General features: G+C 67.6%; 19 protein-coding genes. 1 reads left to right on the top strand and 18 read right to left on the bottom strand.

Going from position 1 to position 21,016, the window contains the following annotated elements; genetic code table 11:
* Positions 1-109: 109 nt before the first annotated feature.
* From H5397_RS13960 to H5397_RS13870, 18 genes are all read right to left on the bottom strand, one after another.
* On the bottom strand, positions 110-598 hold the full coding sequence (locus tag H5397_RS13960; protein WP_182818171.1) for a PIN domain-containing protein: 489 nt from the start codon (positions 596-598) through the stop codon (positions 110-112).
* Positions 595-1,344 (bottom strand): hypothetical protein, encoded by a 750-nt coding sequence (locus H5397_RS13955; RefSeq protein ID WP_182818170.1) that lies wholly within the window; start codon positions 1,342-1,344, stop codon positions 595-597. Before H5397_RS13955 ends, H5397_RS13960 begins: the two co-directional genes overlap by 4 nt.
* Positions 1,345-1,465: 121 nt before the next feature.
* Positions 1,466-2,095, bottom strand: a complete 630-nt coding sequence (locus tag H5397_RS13950) for a hypothetical protein (RefSeq protein ID WP_182818169.1) — start codon at positions 2,093-2,095, stop codon at positions 1,466-1,468.
* Positions 2,092-3,540, bottom strand: a complete 1,449-nt coding sequence (locus tag H5397_RS13945) for a type IV secretory system conjugative DNA transfer family protein (RefSeq protein WP_182818168.1) — start codon at positions 3,538-3,540, stop codon at positions 2,092-2,094. Before H5397_RS13945 ends, H5397_RS13950 begins: the two co-directional genes overlap by 4 nt.
* Positions 3,537-3,971 (bottom strand): hypothetical protein, encoded by a 435-nt coding sequence (locus H5397_RS13940; RefSeq protein WP_182818167.1) that lies wholly within the window; start codon positions 3,969-3,971, stop codon positions 3,537-3,539. The genes H5397_RS13945 and H5397_RS13940 overlap by 4 nt, the downstream gene beginning before the upstream one ends.
* Positions 3,972-3,989: 18 nt before the next feature.
* Positions 3,990-5,342 (bottom strand): hypothetical protein, encoded by a 1,353-nt coding sequence (locus H5397_RS13935; RefSeq protein ID WP_182818166.1) that lies wholly within the window; start codon positions 5,340-5,342, stop codon positions 3,990-3,992.
* A gap of 408 nt (positions 5,343-5,750) precedes the next feature.
* Complete coding sequence (locus H5397_RS13930) at positions 5,751-6,860, bottom strand: ArdC-like ssDNA-binding domain-containing protein (protein WP_182818165.1); 1,110 nt, start codon at positions 6,858-6,860, stop codon at positions 5,751-5,753.
* An 83-nt stretch (positions 6,861-6,943) separates the two neighbouring features.
* Positions 6,944-7,111, bottom strand: a complete 168-nt coding sequence (locus H5397_RS13925) for a hypothetical protein (RefSeq protein WP_182818164.1) — start codon at positions 7,109-7,111, stop codon at positions 6,944-6,946.
* Positions 7,112-7,280: 169 nt separating this feature from the next.
* Complete coding sequence (locus H5397_RS13920) at positions 7,281-8,309, bottom strand: lytic transglycosylase domain-containing protein (RefSeq protein WP_182818163.1); 1,029 nt, start codon at positions 8,307-8,309, stop codon at positions 7,281-7,283.
* A gap of 9 nt (positions 8,310-8,318) precedes the next feature.
* Positions 8,319-9,824, bottom strand: coding sequence for an ATP-binding protein (locus H5397_RS13915; protein ID WP_182818162.1), 1,506 nt, complete (start codon positions 9,822-9,824; stop codon positions 8,319-8,321).
* Complete coding sequence (locus tag H5397_RS13910; protein WP_182818161.1) at positions 9,821-11,326, bottom strand: SCO6880 family protein; 1,506 nt, start codon at positions 11,324-11,326, stop codon at positions 9,821-9,823. The genes H5397_RS13915 and H5397_RS13910 overlap by 4 nt, the downstream gene beginning before the upstream one ends.
* A gap of 24 nt (positions 11,327-11,350) precedes the next feature.
* Positions 11,351-12,829: a hypothetical protein gene (locus tag H5397_RS13905; RefSeq protein WP_182818160.1), complete on the bottom strand. Its 1,479-nt coding sequence runs from the start codon at positions 12,827-12,829 to the stop codon at positions 11,351-11,353.
* A 9-nt stretch (positions 12,830-12,838) separates the two neighbouring features.
* Positions 12,839-13,636: a hypothetical protein gene (locus H5397_RS13900; protein WP_182818159.1), complete on the bottom strand. Its 798-nt coding sequence runs from the start codon at positions 13,634-13,636 to the stop codon at positions 12,839-12,841.
* Position 13,637: 1 nt separating this feature from the next.
* A complete protein-coding gene (locus H5397_RS13895; protein ID WP_182818158.1) occupies positions 13,638-13,928 on the bottom strand; it encodes a hypothetical protein in 291 nt (96 codons plus the stop codon).
* The gene (locus H5397_RS13890) at positions 13,918-14,760 is read right to left on the bottom strand and encodes a hypothetical protein (protein WP_182818157.1); all 843 of its coding nucleotides are present in this window, start codon (positions 14,758-14,760) and stop codon (positions 13,918-13,920) included. The genes H5397_RS13895 and H5397_RS13890 overlap by 11 nt, the downstream gene beginning before the upstream one ends.
* Entirely contained in the window at positions 14,757-14,951 is a 195-nt protein-coding gene (locus tag H5397_RS13885) for a hypothetical protein (protein ID WP_182818155.1), read from the bottom strand. Before H5397_RS13885 ends, H5397_RS13890 begins: the two co-directional genes overlap by 4 nt.
* Before the next feature lie 81 nt (positions 14,952-15,032).
* Positions 15,033-15,716: a hypothetical protein gene (locus H5397_RS13880; protein ID WP_182818154.1), complete on the bottom strand. Its 684-nt coding sequence runs from the start codon at positions 15,714-15,716 to the stop codon at positions 15,033-15,035.
* A gap of 1,289 nt (positions 15,717-17,005) precedes the next feature.
* A complete protein-coding gene (locus H5397_RS13870; protein ID WP_182818152.1) occupies positions 17,006-20,299 on the bottom strand; it encodes an NACHT domain-containing NTPase in 3,294 nt (1,097 codons plus the stop codon).
* A 347-nt stretch (positions 20,300-20,646) separates the two neighbouring features.
* Here H5397_RS13870 and H5397_RS13865 point away from each other — a divergent pair.
* Positions 20,647-21,016: transposase (locus H5397_RS13865; protein ID WP_220492292.1), on the top strand; the 370-nt coding region annotated here is incomplete at its 3' end.

Here is a 21,016-nt window from a genome sequence, read left to right as displayed (position 1 = left end):
GGGACCCAAGCGGGAAAGTAGGTATGGTCACCTAGCCGGCCATCCTTCAGATCTAGCTTGACCGACCCGCGACGGCGTTCTCGGCGGGCAGGCCGACCAGAACCGCCGGTCAGCTGTCTGGGCATCCGAAGTCCAGAGGCGGCGCCAAAGTCGGAATCGGTTCGCAAACGGTGACGTGGCCGTAGTCCCCGACCTTCAAGAGGCCCCCGTCGCAGGTGTAGAGGTGCGTGCAACGGGCCTCCAGGGCAAGAGCCAGATGCAGGGCATCTGGTCCTTTCAACTGGAACTCGATGGCGAGTTCAGCGGCTCGTTTGCCCGTTGCGGTCGAGATGTCGACCATCTGCATGCCAGTGTTCTGCGTGAAGGCCGCTGCCGCCTTCATGGCTTTCTTGGCCACCGAAGGTGACACGCCCTGACGATGGTTGGGGGCGCCAGTCGCCTCGGCAACGACCAAGGCTGACATCACGCCGAAGATTCGACCCGCTTGGGCATCTTGGATCGCTCCGACACACTCGGCATGCTTGCGCTCCTTGGGGCCAAGAAGGGCACCAAGGATTACGGAGGTGTCGAAGTAGACGCGGGAAGCTTCGCTCGTCACTGCCGGATCGTTCCCATCACGTCACTAAGGGTGTAGTCCTTGAACACGTCAGCGTAGATGCCGACGACCTCACTCACCGGGACTACGCGCTGGGGTGCATCCTCCGCCAGGACTACGTCTTCGAGGTGGATCTTGATCCGCTGTCCTGCAGCGTTGCGCTCGATGGTGCCAAATGCCTGCACCGACCGATCGAGGTGTTGCTTGACCCAGTCTTCCAACTGGTCCGGCCAAGTGACTTGGATCGTGCTGCCGTCTGTGAGGGTCATACCACTGGTACGCCTATCGCGGCTGGTCCACACATCGATTTTCCCCATGACCGTCCCCAATGCGACGTCAGTGGTCCGGAGCGCCTGATCCGTGGCGTTGGCGATGTCCACGTCCAGTGCGTGCTTTGTCTCGAGTACGGTCATGTCCGCCCTGGTCACCCCTCGATGGCCGGGCAGACGAGACAATTTTCGCGTGGCCTTCACCATGCGGATCGTCCAGCCCAGCGGGATCTCTGACTTCTCGCGGAGGGCCGCCAAGCCGTGCTCGATGAACGCGGGCACACCGGCGGCCGCAGGGTTGGCGATCGCCATGACTGCCGACCCGATCGCGAGACGTTCGATCGTCCACGTGCCGGCGGTGCTGCCGGTGACGTTGCTGGCCTCCTTCGCGATGGTGAGAAGGTCTCCCAGACTGTCGTGGACAGCGTCCGCGCTGATCGTTCCGGGGGCGCCTCCCAACTCCAACACGATTTCATCCATGCGGCAGGCCCTCCTTCCCGGGACTCTCCACTGATCGTTGACTACATCTTGCAGTCTTGACGGTCGCTTGGCGAGGGATAGTGCGATCGCCGGCCGTCGCACAGTCGACTTGAGCCCGAGGTCAGCCCATATCCAGCTCAGCAGTCGCTCCGGTCCGCGCATCGATAACCGAAAGCTTAGGCCGCTCGGGAACCAAGGGGTCGGCAGGCAACAGGTGCCCAAGATCGCCGTGGTAGGAGTCCTGTCGATTCCGGTTCTGCCGCCGATCGCCATAGCGGGCGTAACGTCCGCGTGCGGGCCAGGGTTGGTGGTCGGTCTCGCAGTGGGCTTTGAGGCGTCCGCGCAGGCGTTCGAGGAAGCTGGGCAGCGTGTAGCGGTGCCATTCCTCGAGCGCATTGGAGTCCAGGGTGATGCCCGCGCGCCGGCGCTGGTCGGCCATCACCGCGAGTTCGTGGACGATGTGAGGGTGCTGGGGCCAGCAGGGCGGGATAGTGCTGTCGGGGTCCCACACGTACTCGTGGTTGATCCAGATGGCGACGGCGTCGAGCCAGCCCCAGAGTTCGGCCCGGAGTTGCGGGTTGCGGCAGGTGGGCGGGTCCCAGGGCTTCGGGAGGAGGCTGGGGTCCCCGATCGCGGCCTTCTGGTTGTCGCTGCCTTCGGTGGCGAGGTAGAGGTCGCGGTACGCGGTGCCGAGCAGCGGCCCGGGGGTCGGGAAGGCGCGCACCAACTCGTCGGGCTCGGGGCCGCTCATCGGAGCGGTCCTGCGTTGGTGAGGCCTTGGCGTTGGGCGGCGACGACTGCGGCGGTGGCGCGCGCGTCCGTCGGTATCTGACCCCGGCGGGCGTTAGCGAGATGTTGGCGGGCGGCCTTCTGGGCGGCGAGGAGTGCTTGGCCTGGTTTGCCGTCGAGGCAGCGGGTGAGTTTGGCGATGATGGGTTTGCTGTTCTCGGCGATGACGAGGGCTCGGCGTTCGGGGAGTTGACGGATCTCCTCGCCACGCAGGATGGGGATGTCTTCCCCCGAGATGGAGCGGCCGCCGCGTCCGGTTTGCCAGGTGGTGCGCGGGACGCGGACGGTGCCGACGAGGTCGGAGACTTCTTGGTTGAACGCGACGTCCTTGCTGCCGCCGAACATGACGAGCACGTTGGTGAGCCCGAACAGCGCCTTGGCTTCCTGGTCGCCGAAGATCGCCGCGAGCTGCCGCCACGTCTGCGCCGCGTAGATGAACGAGATCCCCAGGGCGCGCTCGTTCGCCATCCGGGTCCGCAGGGTCGGCAGGGGTGCGGTGGAAGGGAGTTCGTCGAGGGAGGCGAGCATCGGTGGGCACAGTCGTCCCCACGGCGAGGTGTTGGCCAACGCCAGGGCGGTGTCGAGGACGTGTTCGGCCAGGGCGGTCATCAGCGGGGACGCCGACGCGTACGGGTCCTCCCGGCCGAGCAGGTAGATGGTGCCCCGGCGGCGGATGACGTCCGCAATGTCAGTTGCGGCCCGGACCGCGCTGGGGACGCAGCGGCGGCGGATGTCGGCTTGGAAGAACAGGTTGAGGGCTTGGTGGACGGTGGTGACGGTGTTGCTGGAGGTCCGGTCGTCGCCGTGCAGGGCGCCGTGGAGGAGGCCGTGCCAGTAGGGGGCGGCGTGGGGGTGCTCGCGGAGGATCTCGCCGGGTTCGGTGGTCGACAAGGGCCTGGACACCCAATCGAGGACGTCGTCGAGGGTGCGGCCGGTGAGGGCCGCTGCGTGAAGGTAGCCCTGGAGGACTTTGGCGGCTTCGGAGGCGTAGAAGCGGGCGGCACTGTCACCAGAGCCGGTGTGGATGGCGCCGCGGATGGTGCCGGCGGTGAACGCTTTGGCTCGGCGTTCGGCGACCATGGGGTCGACGCACCCCTGCACGGGATCCCACACGAGTTCGGGCAGGCCAGGGGCGAGGCCGAACGGATCGAGCACCACGCACGGCCGGTCCTCGGTGCTGCGGTCGGTGATGGTGAGGAGCAGGTCGTCGACCTTGGTGAGGGTGACGAGGGCGGCGCCAGGGGCGGCGAGGAGGGCGGGGGTGAGCAGGTCGAGGGTCTTGCCGGAGCCTTGGGGGCCGATGACGCCGGCGGTGCGGTCCCACGGGCACCACAGATCACGCGCGCGGGGCTCCCACGCCCTCCCGATCCGCCAACCGACCTGGGTGGGATCGAACCGGGTCCTCATCGCCGGGCCTCCCTCGGGGAGCGTGCGTGGAGGTCGGGGCGGACGATGGCGGCGACCTTGCGGAGCCGGCGGACGCCGAGGACCTGTTCTGCCTGTTCGCTGGTGGCCATGCCCTTGAGCCGCGACGGTCCCCAGCGTTGCCAGGTGCTGTAGGCGGCCCAGCCGAGGCTGCCGGTCAGCAGGAGTTCGACGGTGACGATCCACACCCGCGGATCGACCGCCGCCGAGGCCGGTTCGGCGGCCAAGACGGCGGGGATGCTGCCGAACACGTCGCGGGGCTGAGGCCAAGCCCACGGCTGGCCGGCGGCGAGGTGGGCGAGGGCGTCGCCGAGGTGGACGCCGACGGCGAGGGTGAGCAGAACCGCGCAGGCGATCCCAAGTGGGATCTCCCAGGTGAGCGGGTAGGGGTTGTGGCGGCGGGCGCGCTGCATGGCGGGGCTCCTTGGCGGTCAGTAGGACACGGCGACGCCGCGGGACGGCGTCCGGGTGGTGGTCCAGCGTTGGGCGGCCTGCACGCCGTCGAGACGCGCACTGGCGACCGTCTCCCAAAGGGCCGGCGGGGCGGCGCCCGCGAGGGACGTCTGGGCACCCTCGGCGATGGTGTCGAGCTGCTTGGGGCGGGTGAGGACGGTCTGCTTGATCCCGTTCCACTCGGTGTGGGCCTTGACGGTGCCGGTGACCGTCAGGGGGTCGCCGACCTTGACCTGGTAGGCCCACGCGGCGGAGGTGGTCATCTTCGCCACCGCGGTGCCGCAGTCCACCACGAGCATGACCTGGTCGGGTGAGCGGTAGGTGTACCCGTCGACCCGCAGCGCGGTGCGGACGACGCCGGACAAGGTGACCTTCTCCCCGACGGTCCCGGCGTAGTCGACCGTCCTGGCGGCGTCCTGCCGGGCCACCTCGCGCCGCCGATCCTCCTGCAGGCGTTGGTGGGCGGGGATCGCGCTGACCGCCAACCCGAGGTGCCGGGCGTCGACTGCGGCACCGCTCAGCACCGCCACCAGGTTGGCCTCGTACCCGGAGCTGCCCTTCAGCCCGTTCAGCAAGTCGTCACGGAGATGGGGGGCCCGGGCGATGGCGTCGGCCAGATGGGGGGCGAGCTGCCCCCGGAGCTGGTCGGCGCCGCGTCCACCCACCAGCGCCAAGCGGACTTGGTCGCGGGTCGGAACGCGGCCATGCTCGGACGCGGACGCGGGCGTCCACCCGAACGCCTCGACCGCGGCGGCGGCGTAGATGAGGACGCTGTGGACGTCCCAGGCGGACGGCGTGCCGGCCAGGCTGCCGCCGAGGGTGTTGGCGATCTCGTCGTGGGTGAGGAACACCGGCAGGGTGTTGTGGCCGAGGAAGTCCTTCAGGCAGGAGCGGCCCACCTGAAGCAGCTGGCCGGTGTCGTCGTGGGAGACCAGCACCGTGGAGCGGCGGGCGCGAGTGGTGTGGCAGTGGTCACACTCACCCGGCCGAATCTGATCGTTCGGCACCTCGGCGGTGGAGCCGGGCGGGTAGCGCAGGATCGTGCCGCCCTCGACGGCGTCCACGGCGGCGACGAACCGCCACCCTTGGTAGCGGGGCGGGTCGCCGGTGATCGTCACGTCGAAGCCGTGCACGGTGACCGGCAGTCCACCCGCCGAAGTGGAGGAACGCGTCGCCGGGACCGCAGCCACGTCGATCGTCCCGGTGAACCCCTTCCTTTCGGCGCGTTGCTGGAGCTTGGCGATCTTGGCGCGGGTGGCAGCCAGCTCCTCCGCGTTGAGGAACCACGGGTGGCCCCGGTCGGTGTCGGGGGTGTCGGCGTCCATGCTCATCGCCCCCACGCTCGCCGCGGCGCATACCGTGTGGAACCCGCGGGTGGGCTCGGGCGCCGCGGGCCTGGGCTGTCCACGCGCTCCCACACCGGGGCTTCGTCGGTGGCGGCCTCCCCTTTGGCGGTGGTGGCCTCGGACGCCGAAGGTCCGGCGCCGGGCGGGGCGTCCCGTTGGGCGGCTTCCTTCGCTTGACGCTGTTCACGGTAGAAGTCGCGGTGGGGGTCGTACTCGAGGACGCGCACCTCCCGCGGCGACCACCACAAGCCGAGGAACACCTGGTAGGCACACACGAAGTAGTGACCCTCCTTGCGTGCCGGGACCGGGCGGCCGCCCCGCACACTGATCAGGTAGGGGTACCGGCTGGGCGTCTCGTTCGAGTCCATCGACTTCCTTCCCTCTCGTCGATCGTCAGCGGTGCAGCGCCGGCGCCGGGCCCACGGACTGCCGCGGTAAGGCCTGCCGGTCCCGCGCGGCACCGTCCAAGGCGGGAGTCGTGACGCGTTCCCACACGGGCACGGGCACGGACGCCGCCCGCAACCCGGGGATGTCCGGGGTGGACGCCATCGTCGGCCGCGCAGCGCTCGCGTCGGCGTCCACGGCGAGTTGCGGGGTGGAAGCGACGGCGTCCACGGGACGGCCGACCTGGACGGACAGGTCGGCCAGGGCCTCCTCGACGAGGGTGGGGGCGGGTTGGGTGGCTTGAAGAATCCGGTCGGTGGCCCCGATCACGCGCTGGCCCGTGGCCTTCACGACCTCTTCGACGGTCGGCCCGTCAGGGGTGGAGGCCTGGTGGGCCCAACCGGCCACGTAGTTGAACGTGTATTGGGAGGCATCCAGGCCGTGGGCCTGAGTGACCAGGAACGCGACGCTCTCGGCTTCCACCTCCGCGACACCTCGGCACGAGAAGTTGTCCCGCCGTTCGGGCGCGTGCAGCAGGACGTGTCCGGCTTCGTGGGCGAGGGTCTTGACCGCTTGGGCGTCATCGACATCGGCGCGGACCCGGACTTGCCGGGTGTCGAAGATCGTGACCCCGTTCGCCTCGCCGCAGTCACCACGGGACACGCTGTAGCTCTGGGCCTCCACGAAGGCTTGCAGGGCGTCCCACAAGCCCGGTGGTGCTTGCCCGGTCAGCAGCTTCGCCTCGGGCGGTTCGGGCAGCGGGTCGCCGTCGGTCTGGGACACGTCGAACACGCTCACCGGCTTCACCCCGACCACGCGGACCTCCATGGCCCTCTTGCCGTCGGCGTCCCGTATGGGCCGTCCCTGCGGGTCGAGCTTGGGCTCGCGGCGGGTCACGGGTCCGTACACCTTGATCGACTGCTCGCCGCGGCGGACCTGCCGACCGCGGGTCTGCCACGCGCGGTAGCCGGCGACCATCGTCGCCTGCGGTTTCTGCGCCCAGATCAGGAGCGTGTTGTTGAAGCTGTACCGGTGGAAGCTGTTCGCGAACCGCAGCCAGGACGCCCAGCCCTCACCAGACGCCAACGCCGCGACCTTCTCGGCCAGTTGGGTGTGCATCGTCTCCAGGGTCGCCTGACGGGCGGCGTCCGCATCCTCCCGGTCGTAGCCGGAAGTCCTTCGACCACGCGTTGCCATCGGGCTCACCGGCCCTGGAGTAGCTCGACTTGGGCAAGCAGGTCAGCGATCACGTCCTCGTCACCGTCGGTGGCGCGGAGTTCCTCGATCTGACAGAGCAGGTCCTCCAGGATCAGCGGCACGTCCGTGAGCGGGCCCCGCACGTCCTCGAAGTCGTGCCGGGTTTCTTCCATGGTCGGTGCTCCTTCTCGTAGTCCTTCACCCTCCAGAAGTGACGAAAAGGGCCCTCCAGGGACACGGACCGCCGACAAACTTCGACGTGAGCTCGGCCCGAGGCGGAGGGAAGTGGCAGCTGGGCCTGACAGACTCCCCGACCCGACCGATGCGGAGCTTCGGCGACGGTCAGCCGTTGACGCTGAGGTGGACGTGGTCGAGGTGTCGCAGCGTCGGGTTGCTGGTCGATCCGTTGGGGTGGGTGTAGGGCGTCCAGCCATATGAGGCTCGGTAAGCGCGCCAGACGTGGTCGTCGTAGATGAGGTAGGTCACGTCGAGTTCGGCAGCGTGGGCCTGCAGCCAGTGGGCGACTTGCCAGCCGTGGGCTCGCCCTTCGGGGGTGTTCCAGGCGGGGATCATGAAGTCGACGGCCCGTCCGGCCGGGTGGTCGGAATGGTTGGGTCGCGAGCCGACTCCGCCGATGGACTGAATCCACGGGAAGGCTGCTTTGACGCAGCGCAGACCTCGAAGGGCTGCCGGTTGGAGGCCGCGTTCGGCGGGGCTGGCGGTGGGTGGGCAGGGGCCGTCAGGGCCGTCAGGCAGCTCACCCGCTTCGGTTGTGCAGGCTTGGGTGGCGTAGTGCTGCGCGTAGGCCAGCACGTCGTTGACGTACCAGATCGCTCGGTTGTAGCCGAACAGGGCCCGTCGGACACCGTCGTCCCCGTCCGCCGCGCCGAGGGCGGCGAGGTAGTTGGCGGCGGAGTGGATGCTGTCGGCGTCGTTGAGGATGTCGGCGCGGCCGTCGCCGTTTCCGTCGATACCGTAGGCCGCGAAGGTGGCGGGCAGGAACTGCATAAGTCCTCTGGCTCCGGCCGAGGAGGTGGCGGTGAGGCGTCCGTGGTTGGTTTCCGCCATGCCGACGCCCGCGAGGAGCGGCCACGGCAGCCCGTGGGCGGAGGCCGCCTCTTGGTAGAGCGTCAGGATCGTCGCGGGGATGTCGGCGGGTGGGTTGGTGAGGCTGGCGCGGCGCTCGTCGCCCGGGGTTGGTAGCGGCTCGAGAATGTCGAGGGTCCCGTCTGCGCCGACGGTGGCGCATGGGTTGGCGTTGAGGGAGCCTGCGGCGGGGGTGGCGACGGTGGCGATGATCAGGGCGGAGCCGAGGGGGACGCCGAGCAGGAAGGCCAGGACGGGGGCGAGCAGCCAGGCAAGCGGGTTCATGTTCGTTCCTCATCGTGCTGAGTCCAGCGCATCGTTGGTGTAGGCGAGGGCGGCCTCGGCCGGATGGAGGATGGTTGCGACCTTGTACTGGCGGTCGCCGACGCACCACAGGGCGCGTCCTTTGCCGTGCATGGCCCAGCCGGTGACGAGGTCCTGGGCGATGGGTCCCAGGCCGAGGAGCCGTTCGAGTTCTTCGCCGACGGCTTGGTCTTGGCCGTGGAGGATCTTGATATCGGCCAGGTGCAGCAGGTCTTTCGCGATCGCGGTGGCTTGGGAGTCTGCGTCCCCGGCCGAGAGCAGGTCGGAGGGTTTGTGGGCGACGGCGAACTGGATGTCGCCGTCCCGCCGGGAGAGCCGCAGGTCCGCGTCGAAGCTCTTCACGGCGTCCGGACCGAGCCTGAGTTGCTTCCACGACTCGTCTCGGACCACGATGCGCAGGTCGCCGGGGGCGGCGAGCTCGCGCATGCCGCGTCCCCAGCTGTTGAGGCACGTGAGGGCGATCCCGACGGCCTCGTCCCCCAAGGCTTCAAGCCGGGACAGCGACAGCGACTGGATCGGGGCGGTCCAGTCGACGGCGATGGTGGTGTGGTCGTCGAACAGCCCGGCCAGCGCCCCGGACACGAGCTGACCCAGGGCGTCCCGCAGCAGACGGGTCTCGTCGAGGAACTGGCGTTCGGTGGCATACCGGCATTCCGTGACGAGTTCCGCGGTGGGTTGGTCGAGGAGGCGCCACAGCTGCGGGATGGTGGTCTCGGTCAGCCGGGTGTTGCCGGCGGTGTAGCCGGTGAGGTGCGCGAGGGCGGTCTTGACGACGACTTCGTCGGTGGGGCCGAAGGGAACGTGGGCATCGCCGAGGCGTTGGGAGCCGACGAGGCCGCGGACGAGGGTGAGCCAGCGTCCGAACACGATCGCCGCGCGGCGTTGGGCTTCGGCGGTCGGGAGGTCGGCCCAGCCTTGGGCCAGCGGTCCGAAGGCGAGGGGGTTGATGCGGGCGCCGAGCCCGTGGCCGATCGCGAAAGGCTGGACGCCCAACGCGCGGCAGAGCTTCTCGTACTCGTCCTTGGGGTCGCCGAGGATCAGGGTGCGGTAGCCGAAGTCCATCATCCGCAGGCAGAAGGCCTTCACCGTGCCGGACTTGCCGCGTCCGGGTTTCCCGAACGCGAAGATGTTCGGGTTGGTGACGGGGATCGCGTCGTCGAGGACCCACCCGTTGGGGTCGGCGTAGAACGAGCCCCCGGAGAGGTGGTCGATGCCCATCTGGGCGCCGGTGGGTGGCAGGCCGGGGGCGGCGATCAGCGGCCACAACACCGGTGCCTGGTCGGAGGTCATCCGCCACACCGACACGGGCGCGGACGCCGGCGCCCAGCCGCGTCCACGCTGTCGGACGCCACGGCGCGGGGTGGGCGGAAAGAACCGTGCCTCCCTCACCGGCGGCGCGGGCTTGTCGAGGGTGGGGAGTTGGTGGCCGAAGTCGGCGAGCAGGCGGGCGGTGTCACGACCGCGGGAGGCGTTCATGCGTCGCTCCGGCGGGTGAGGCTGACTCCGAGGGGGAGGGTGGAGGCCGCGAAGGCGGCGTCTTGGGCGAGGTCCAGGCGGAGCGGGGCGTAGCCGGCGCGGCGGATTGCGGCGTCGAGTTTGCGGCCGTACTCGCTGATACGGGTGGTCTTGGCGACGGTGACGGTGGCGACGGCGTAGGGGCGGGTGAGGGCGTGGCCGCGGGCGAGCTTGTCGTCGAGGTGGTAGGTCTTGGCGGCGTCCGCCCGCTGCCGTGCGCGCATCTTGACGCCGGCTTTGGCGCGGAGGCTGGCGCCCATGTCGGCGGCCCACTCTGCGTTGGCGGACTGCCGGTCGGCGGTGGTCTGGCGCAGCAGCGGGAACGCGACCACGAGGCTGCGGCGTTCGCCGGGTTCGCTGGGCACAAGGACGGGGGCGAGGGCCCCGAGGGCTGCTCCTTTGTCGGGCAGCTTCACCGTGGCTGAGACCGAGTTCCACGCGTCGTGGGAGTAGTGACGGGGGGCCACATCGGCGCCGGAGGGTCCGGCGTGCGCCCAGGGGACGTCGGCGTTCACCGCCGGGTTCGTCTCGCGTTCGTTGAGGGCCTCGATGATGCCGGCGCGGTCACCGGGGGCGAACCCGGTACGGACCGCGAGCGCGAGCTGCGGGCTGGTGAGCCAGGTGACGTCGGTCGCATTCAGCCCGCCTCGGAGTTGGGCCTCAACCTCGCCCATCAGCAAGTAGAGAACGCGGGCTCGGCCCTCGAGGCCACCGCCGGCCTCCCGGGCCTCCCGACCGAGTCGAGTTTCGGGGACCACGATCGTGGCGAAAGACTCGGTGCGGACCGACGCGCGGGCCAGGGTGGCGGCCAGGTCGTCGTTCACCTGGGTGGCCAGCGCTGGGCTGGTGGGACGCCGGTGCTGGCGGATCCACAGGTCGCGTTCGGCGCCATCGTCGGGGACGGTTCGGACGAGGATCAGGAGTTCATCGATGAGTTCGGTACGGGCGCACACGTCGAGGAGGTCGGCGAGCCCGGCGCCCTGCCGGACCCGGGTGGCAGCGTCGGCGAGTCCGATGCCGGGGTGGGTGATCGAGCAGGTGACCGCCCAGGTGCGGGCCGCCTTGTCCTGGATGATGGCGGCGCGGGCGAGGGTGGGTCCCTGCGGTGGGCCGTCGTGGATGGTGATGCCGGCGAGGACGCCGGGCAGGTCAGCCTGGGCGAGGTCCTCGGGGCGACCGGCCGCGGCGTGGGAGCGGAACCGGGTCCAGCCGCTCAGGGTGCCGACCGCGTACTTGCCGGTGGCCAGCAGCCAGCAGGTGGCGGAACGGCCGCGAACCGGAACGACCACAAGGACGGCGAGGAGCGCCCAGACGAGCGCGAGGGTGCCAACCAGCGGCCATTGTTGAGCGTTGATCGCCCAGAACACAGGCAGGCTCGTCAGGGCGAGGGTGCCGAGTTGCGAGCCGGTGAGGCCGAAGAACCAGCCGATGCGGTCCTTGGCGTAGTCGGAGTAGACAGCCACAGGGGTGCTCCTTCGAGGAGGGGGTCAGACGACGAGGACGGCGGCTTCGCTGGCGCTGACCTGACCGGCCGCAACACCGGCGCCTGCTGGCGCAGCTCCGGTGCCAGCGACGGGAGCCGCGGGCGCGGGTGAGGCGGGGGGCTGGCCGGTGCCGCCGTTGATGGACGGGGGCGCGAACGGGGCGGCGTCCGAACCGCCGCCGACGGGCGGGTCGGCGTCCGGTGTTCGTCCCGAGTCGTTCGGGTCTCCGTTGTTGTTCGGGGTTCGGTCCCCGCCGGGGTCGCTGGACTGCTGGCGGTCGTGGGTGGCGCGGCGTCCGGCGCGGCTGAAGTCGGGCGGGTAGGTGTTGTGGCCGACACCCATCTGGTTGGTGAGGTCGGCTCCGAGGGAGGCACCGGCGGCGCCCAGGCCAGCGATCAGGCCCAAGCCGGTGGACGCGAGTTGGCCGATCGGTCCCAGTTGACTGAGCCCACCCGCGACAGCGGTGTTGAAGCGTCCGGTGGTGGCGTCCCCCGCGCTGTCTTCCCCGGCACTGCGCCCTTGCTCGTCAGTGGCGGCCGCCCTCCCGCCACCACCGCTGCCGGCGCTGCCGGTGAGGAGCCCTTGGAGTCCGCCGACCGCGGTCATGGATGTCCGCAGGGAGGCTCCCGAGGTGGTGGCGGGGTCGACGAAGGCGAGCAGTTTGAACAGGGCGAGCGGTGAGATGGTGGCGATGCAGATGAGCAGGACGCCGGGGATGGCGGTGCCGATGGCGCCCTGGACGCCGGTGAGGCCGTTGGCGACACCGGTGGTGTATTGGACGCCGACGCCGAGTACCAGGACCATCACCACCGGGGAGAGGGCGGCCGCGTGGAACCAGCGCAGGCTCTTCCAGAACCAGGACCTGCCTGCTTCGGAGACCAGGCCGGCCGCGGCGATCGGGGTGGTGGCCACCAACACCATCAGCGCGGCGGAGCGGACCAGCATGATCAGGAAGTGGCCGATGGCGGCCAGCCAGAGCAGCAGGCCCATGAGGCCGAGGACGGTGGCGACGGTGCCGTCAGTGATGTCGGCGGGGGTGAAGGGTTCCCAAGGTTGCCAGGCGGTCCAGCTGGTGACGTTGAGCAGTCCTTGCATGAGGGCGCGGGTGAGGCCGCCGGCGGCAGTGACGATGGTGACGCCGTAGACGATCCAGCCGGCCCAGACGACCACGAACTGGCCCAAGCCGAGCGCGACCCGGGCGAGGCCTTGGCCGTCGCGCTTGGCGACGGCGACCCCGAGTTGGACCAGCAGCATGATCACGAGCAGGGCGGCGGCGATCCAGAACATGACTTGGTACAGCCAGGCGCCGGGCCCGTCCTCGCTCAGGTCCGGGGTGAGCAGGAAGTCCAGGAAGGTGAGGGCGAGTCGGAGCAGCCACAGGCCGGCGTTCCACAGGCCGAGCATCGCGGCGGTCCACGCGTCGGCGACGACCTTGCCGGCGGCGGAGGCAAGTGCTGCGAAGGGGTTCAACAGGTCATCCACGGCTGTGCCTTAGGAGGTCTGCCAGGTGCGCCACCCGGCTTGGAGTGCGAGGTCGGAGCCGGGCCAGGTAGAGGGAGCCTTGGCCGGTGGTGTGCCGGGGGCGATCTGCCAACGACCGTCGTGCCAGGCCATGCGTTCGCAGTGGCCGTAGCCGATCCGGGCGGTGGCGGCGACCGCGGCGCGCACATCCAGCAGGACGCAGGCGAGTACCCAGTCGGGCCCGTCGGTGCCCTTGACCTGTCCGGCGGCCGGGGTGGCGGTGACCAGGACGCTGTCGTCCTTCGCGTTGCCCTGATCGCCGAGGGTGGTGAGGAACGACTGCACGTTGCGTGTCATCGCCCACTCCGCGGGGCTCACCCCGCCGGGCAAGGACCAGGCGGCGTGAACATCATGGGCGGTGGGGATGCTCATCGCCTCGAGGACCGTCACCTCGATCGCGGCGAGTTGGGCGACCGCGCCCTCGGGGGTGTGCGGGAACCCAGTGGGCACGCCGGCCGGGCCGACGGCGTCCGCGGCCGGGACCAGCAGGACCGGCGCGAGCTCGGCCGAGACGCCGGGGGTGGACGCCGCGGCGGCCGGGACCTGCAGCATCGGTTGGGCGGCGAGTTCGTCGCGCCAGGCATCGCCGCGGACTTCGCCGGAGGCCGGCATCGGGGTCACCGGTGTGGAGGCGCCCCGGGTGGGGAGGATCATCGCCCACAGGGCGAGGCCGAGCCCGAAGAACAAGGCCATCACGGTGATGAGGGCAGCGACGACGAAGAGGTAAAGCTTCCAGCGGGGCCACGTGCCTGTCTCGTGGTACGCCATGTCAGATGCACCCCACGCCAAGGAGGCCGGTGAGCATGCCCGGCAGGATGAGGTAGGCGATCGCAGCGACGAACACCACGACCACGGAGATGACCCCGACCCGGGAAGCGTGTGGCATTGAGAACAACCGGCCGGCCACGATGGCGCCGACCCCGACGACGATGGCGAGCAGGAACAGGACGCCGACGCCCCACAGGACGTAGCCGGTGATCTGGTCGATGTACTTCTGGGCGTCGCCGGGGGCGACCGGGCACACCTGGAGCGGCAGCAGCAAGGTGAAGTCAGTGGGCATGGTGGGGGGTCCCTTCGATCAGTGAGAGGAGCGCGCCGGCGGCGGTGAGCAACCTCGCGGGCAGCGGGGCCGGGGTGAGGCCGTGGAGGGCGAGGGTTCGGTCCTCAGGGATCTCGACGAGGCGACCGTCGGCGACCAACGCCGCGGTCAGACCGCCGACACCGTGGGCCGCCGCGCGGGGCCAGCGGCGGCGCGGCTGGCCCAGGACTGCCGCGATCGTGCGCTCGGCGTCCAGAAGGTGCAGGGTCGACTCGAGGCGCCGCAAGCCCGGGATCGTGGCCCGCGCCACGACCACGACCGAACCTGCATTGGTCAGCAGGCTGGACAGCCAGGCGTGTCCATCCAAGACCTGCTCGACTCGGAAGCCGACGTCGATGACCGTGACCTCCCGGGTGTCGATCGGTGAGGGAGTCGGGACGGCGTCCGGGTGTGTGCGGACGCCGGGCGCCCGGTCGAGACGGACTTGGTCGCGGGTGCCGTGCACCCAGCCGTGGTCGTCGGCACCGAGTTCAGTCATGCTGGCGGCGGCGAGCCCACTCATGGACGCCGACGCGCACTCCACCACCCGCGCTCGCCCTTCGACCACTGTCGCCAGGGCAAGCGCCACCGTGGTCGCGCCGCACGATCCCGCCGCGCCCACGACCGGCACGACCAGCTCGCCGGACGTTGGCGTCCATCGCTCAGCGGGCTTCGGCATCGCAACCGTGGCGATCGGAGTCGCCGGGGCGACGTCTTGTGGCCGGGCTGGGTGGCGGAAGGCGCCGTCCTGCACGGCGTGCCAAGCGCGAAGGAGTTCCTCCACCGCGACCGGCCGGGTCGTCTGGGCGGTCATCGGGACGCCCGCCGGTTGGCGCGGAACATCAACGTCGCGCGCAGTTCGGCTGGCGGCAGCCCGGCCAGCTCGGCCTTCGCCTGCCGCGCCCGCTTCAGGGTGTCGAGCAGCCGCTCCAGGCTGTCGATCACCTCGTCGTCGGTGTTGGCGACGTCGAACAGCCGCGCTGTCGCCCTCAGGTCCTTGGTCATGTGCACATTCACCTCACCCTCCAGAAGTGAGAAAGGACGCCGTCCACGGACACCTGGTTGCAGGGAATCCGGCGGAGGAGCTCAGGCGGCACGGGAGAAGGCGGGTGCCGCCTCGGTCAGGGCGCGAATGGTGCGCCGGAAGCGGCGACGCACGGTGCGGTCGCACACACCGAGCAAGGCGGCGACGGTGGTAGTCGCGTCATTGCCGAGCAGGCCATGACTGGAGGTCTGCCGCAGCCGCAGTTGCTGGGAGACCTCCACCAGCATCAGCACCAGCTGCCGGTCGGCGGCCGCGATGACGTGGTGGTCGCACGCCCAGTCCAGGACGCCCACCAACTCGTCGAACGCGGACGGGTCGGGCTCGTCGGGGATCGCGGCCATCAGGTCGCTGTCGGCGAAGGCGACGGTGGCGTACCAGGTGGGGTCCTTGCGTTGCAGGGTCGCGGGGGCTTCGCAAGCGGCCAGCACGTTGGCGCGCAGGTCCCACATCAGGTTGCTGATGACCTTGCGGCGCTGAAGCGGGAACGTGCACACCAGCAGCCACAGTTCGGCGGCGACCACGTGGTCGATGTCGACCGACAGGGTCCGCAGTCGGCTGGCAAGGAAAGCGGATCCGGGCACCAGCAGCCAGGCCAACGTCTGCGCGGCCTCGCGGTCGTGACCACCCTCGGTCGATGCCAACCACGCGATCCCATACACCACGTCGTCGGCGTCTGCGGGGTCAGCTTCCTGCAGCCACTCCCGCAGCCGGCGGGGATCGTCCACCAAGTTGAGGATGGGCTGGGCGATTGACCAAGACGGCCACGCTGCGACGATCGTTGATTCCAGGTTGCTGGCGAGACCCAATTCGGATTCGACGCTCATGATCAGACCTTTCCGTTGCGGATGAACACAACGAAAAAGGATCAAATCGATGTACCACGAGTTGTCCCCAGAACCGGCACTACCGGCATTTCTATCCACAGAATCGGGCTGCCCCCCTTGACGCGGAGAGTTGTTCCCCCTTGTCAGAGGATGTCCCTGCGATGTCCCCCCTTGTCCCCCAAGTCAGGCTGGACGCCCAGGAAACCGAGGGGTTTCACCTCCCCATGCCCCAGCGCGATGCAGATGTTGCGGACAAGCAGAGGTCGCGAAAAGCTGCCTTTCACTATCGGGGACAATGGCCTGCAACCAAGGGGACTTCATCGGACTTCGATCGGACATCGCCGCAGGCAACGTCCCCGGTGTCCCGTTCCACCACACGGCTGCAGCGCCTGCTCTAAGGGACCTGCGTCACGGACGGCACAACACGGTGCGCGTCCGTGCGAGGATCGTTGTGGACCACGTTGTTGGGGACCGACGACCCCCAAGCCGGCTCTTCTACCGGGGATGTCCGAGTCCTACCTCGGCCGCGCCAGCCGGAGAAGCGCCGAACCGAGGCCGCTGAGCTGAGGAAGCGCCCCCTCGCGGAGGCAATTGACCAGACTGCTGGCAACGCGCACGTGTTCCCCGACGTGACCAACTGCGGCCTCGGTCAGGTGCGTTCACCAATCGGATCCAAGCGGCCGAGCAGCAGTCGACGCCGCTTGCGGACCGAGTCGGGCGTCCGGCCGAGCTTGGTGGCGACGGTCCCGATCGAAAGGTCGACTCGCAGGACGACTGCATCCTCTTCGGGCCCATACGGACCAGAATTCGTGGCGGCCGCGCGCGCTGCCGCTGTCCTGGCCCGGGCGTAAGCATTGAGCTGCTCGCGTTGGATGCGCCCGCGGATGTACGCCAGTCGTGCACCCCTCCCTTGGGCGTGCGCCCGCTGCTTGACCAAGGCGTCCGGATTGGTGCGTCGCCATCTCTGATTGCGGATGGCCTGAGCCGAGCGACCCAGCTGCTGAGCGAGTTCGGCGTCCGTGCCGGACCACGACTCCAGCAGCGCAAGCTCTTCGCGCCGCCAAGGTGTTCGAGGGTTCATCGTTCGGCCCAGCTTACTGCGCCCAATCTCGCGGACATGCCCAATAGCGGATGCCGCCCTCACTGCTCAGGAAGTCACTCACCTACACGAGCAGGTTAGTCGTGCGCGTCTAGTCGTCTCGGGGGAACCATTGATCCTTGATGGCGATCTCGCCGACTGGCTCTAGTTTGGCCAGGGCGCCGCTGACCCGTCCGAGTGCCTGGCCGACGACAGCTGTCGGCCACTCCTCCGGCGCGGACAAGACCTCGTGTGCAAGCTTCATCGGCATGGCTGTCAGTTTCAGGTACTCCATCCCTCCTGCCGAAACAGAGTCCCTGCAGTTTTTGAAAACTGAAACTGCGGTGGTCTTAGCTGCCCCAATTGCTTTCAGAAGTTCCGTGCTGTCCCCAGCTCCGGCGGCAAGAATCTCCGCGAGTGCAGACCTAAGACGCTTGTCGATTTGGGCTTGGGTTCCATCGGTGCAGATCCCTCGCAGGAGCCAAAGGGTCCGGCCGTCCGCACTCAAGAGATTCAGTCGCAGGCGCTCTTGAAGATCGATGAGGGTAGGAGCCGTCCGCTTTAGGCTCATTTGCAGTGATCGGAAGTGCCTCGGCGCAAGGCTGCAAACCAGCAGGTCCACCTGAGGCATGAGGTCAGCCACGACCCGGCTCTTTGCGTGCGCCAGGAGGTCGAGGAGCCAGATTCGTTGGGGCAGCGGATCGCCTGGATAGACGTCTGTCCACCAAGCTGGGTCGTCACGGTGTGCGCGGACTTGCACTTCCCACCGAACTGCCGCGCTGGCCGCGGTGTCGTCGGAAATCAGCCATCCCTCATTCTCCAAATCAATGGTTAACGGAGTCATGGCAACTGCTTGAGCGAGGACCCAACCCTGACCCCAGATTCGACCGATCTCCTCAAGTCGCTTCCTCCACTGAGTGCCACCAGCGACGTTGGCAGCCCGTCCCAACTGTACGGACCGGGCAACCACCTCGTTCGGACCACCCTGACTTCGTGCCGCGAAAGCACTTAGATCGCTCCATAGTGCCAAATCGACTGACCCTGCGGCGATCTTGGCTGCAGCGCAGACAGCCTCTAGTTGCGTCCCGATGCCGGCAAGTTCAGTAATCAGCCCATCGTTGAGGTCATGCAGCACGGGCCCTGTCAGCTCGTCCATGATGCCGGCGTAACCGCCGCGCAGTAGAAGTTCAGTCCCCCACCTGGTTTCAGAGTCCTTTGATGCCTCCAAGCATTTTGCCAGTCGAGAGCGATCTCGCCTCGTCGGAGCAACTATTCCAAATTGTGATGCCACCGCTAGCCAATCAGTGTTGGGTTGGAATCCATCTCTCCACCAAGCCCGAACATCCTCATCCTCGGTCGAGTTTCTACCCAGGGATGCGCTGACCAGTTCGCGGCGAGCTGGCTCACCAGATGTCGCCACCACCTCATTCCTCAACCAGTCGACGGCCGAGGCCCTGCCGGCATCCCCTGCGAACACGTGAGGCGATCCAGCGTCATCCAAAAAGCCGTCTTCACTGAAGACGACCCCAGGGCCCTTCAAGATGAATTCGACAACACGGCCCACTTCCCGATCTGACTGGCCCTGGTAGGATCTGTCGTCTAGGAGGCGGGCCGCTACTATTCGAAGGTGAGTTGCCAACCCGGGGTCGGCCTTGTCCATGAGATCCTGAAGAGTTGAATGAATTCCTCGGATCTCGATCGTGGTGAACATTCCTACGAAGAATCGGCATACATTCAACCAATAGGGTCGCTTGACCATGGCCTCGAAACAGGCGACTCGGGAGTTTCTCTTGCCCCGCGGATCGGCATTCTCGTGGGCGTAGAGCGCAGCAAAGTATTCCCGTAGAGACTGAACCTCGAATTGGAACCCTTCTTCGCGTTCGACCAAGCACAGGACGCGGCTTTCCATCGACTTGAACAATTCTTCTGCGAACTCGAGTCCAGAGGACTGATCGGCGAAGTAACTTCGCAAGAGTCCCCGCAGGGCCGATCTCGGCAATTGCCCCGAATCTCCACTTGATTCCGCTGCCGCCTGAAGGTGCCAGCCAAGGTATGCGTGCACTTGCATGAGAACAGTGCGCTGGGACGAGACCAGCGGATCCTTATTCTCCGTCTCCTCGCGATCCAGGAAGGCTTTCAGGTATTCCGCATATAGTTCGGTTCGTTGCTTCGGGAAAAGCCCTCGGTCCCTCAGGAGATGCAACAGAATCGCAAACTGCATCGGGTAGGATGCCAGGTCGCGAATGTGGGGGAGTTCTTCGTGGCTCAAATAGGTCTGCCGGAGTGCCTGTGCCTGAACGTCGGTCAACTCCGAGACCTGGATCCAGCGGTTGAGGTACTGAAGTCGAAGGCCCGCGCTCATCGTCAGCAAGTTGAAGCGCGGGAACAGCGGTGAGTTGAGGAGCCGGGACTGCATGTGGCCGGGGCGCGTGGCGACAATGATCGTGAGGTCATGCGCATCTGGAGATAGGCGGCCAGCCATTGCCGCAATCTCATCTGCCGTGCGCTCGCGATGCTCGAGATTTGCCACTTCATCTAGTCCGTCCAAGGCAATGAGCATCGGATAGTTGGCCACCAGGTGGGTGAAGTCTTCTGCATTGATCTCATGGACGCCACTGCCCCGATTCAGTTCCTCCATGAGAAAGACTTCTATTGGCAACCACCTTTGCGACCCCAGTGGCGCTCTAGGGTCATGGTTTAGTGACCATTCGGCATATCGGCGGAGTTCGATCTTAACCGGGATTCTGGCAGTAGTCGTGACTGGCTTCAAGCCCTGCACATCCCCGCTATATTCATCGCGTCCGAGGTATCGAGCGCGATGGAATTGACAGATGTATTGCAGCAGCGTGGACTTCCCCTGGCCCGGGCCTCCAATGATCAGCGCATTGCCGGTCCATCCCGGGTGAAGCAAGGCTTGGGCTGCCCCTGTAGCGACGAAACCCGGCTCGGGTCTCAGGTCACCCGGGTGAGCCTTGGCTAGGCGTTCGAGAAAATCGGCAGGAGGTGACTCCTTGCGGCAGCCGAATGGGACGTCGACGAACATCGATTCAACGGTCGGTCCATCCAGCCTAGCCTGGCGAAACTGAACGCGGTCATCCGCCTCCATTTGTCCACCGAGGTACGCTTTCGCGGCTGACATCAGGCGCTGGTCGCGCCTGAGTCCTTGCTCGTGATCGCTCTTCATCCTGATCAGGGTCTTTGCGTTGAATTCGACTCCGCCCTGGGAATCGATGATGGTGTGGTGTTTTTGGCAGAGCAGGATGCGGTTCTCGTAGGTTTCGAGGCGTTCTTCCGGAAAGGTGGGGTCATATCTCGGTCCACCGACAGCAAAGCCGTAGATGTGCGCCTCTTCGCCAACAACCACGCTGGATTCGAGGCCCGAGTTGCCGCCGACCACATCCTCCACCAAGCGTTGCCTGCATTGGGGAAAGGCGCATTGATTGTTAGAAAGTGCCCATAGTTTCTTACGGTCGGCCGTCGATAAACTCCGTGTCTTGGAACTCATGGCCCCCTCAGTCGCGAGTCGCTTGCCCCGATCAAGTTTACACGTAGCCCGGTTTGTGGGTGGGACCTCACTGTTGGTCTGGGGGGTCGCGTGCACCCAAATCATCGGGTTGAAGATGCCGCCGCCCCTGCACTCGAACCTGATTGCGGTGACACTACCCGTACGCGTGCGAACAGGCTTGGTATCGACCGTCGTGCGGTGGGCCAGGCATCCGGACATGCCGCCGGTCGATACCGATTGACTAGGCCGTGTTGCTAAACCTCTTTGAGGTGTCTGCGGGAGATTCTGGATGTGTGTCGCGTGATGTGATCTCGGATGAAGCGTGGGCGGTGATCGGCCCGCTGTTCCCTACTGCGAAGTCGACGGGCCGTCCACCCTTGGATCGGCGCACGGTGGTCGAGGCGACGGCGTGGCGGTTCCGGACCGGGGCTCCGTGGAGGGACGTGCCGGAGCGATTCGGGAACTGGAACACGATCTACAAGAACTTCAACCGGTGGTGCGAGCTGGGCGTGTGGGCGAAGGTGCTGGAGAAGACGCAGGCGTTTGCGCAGCAGTCCGGGGACCTGGACTGGGTCGCATCGATCGATTCCACGATCGTGCGCGTGCACCAGCATGGCG

It is taken from the genome of Propioniciclava sp. MC1683 (assembly GCF_014164675.1).
GTDB lineage: Bacteria > Actinomycetota > Actinomycetes > Propionibacteriales > Propionibacteriaceae > Propioniciclava.
The sequence above is the reverse complement of the archived record's forward strand: the minus strand, read 5'-3'. Positions and strand labels throughout refer to the sequence as shown.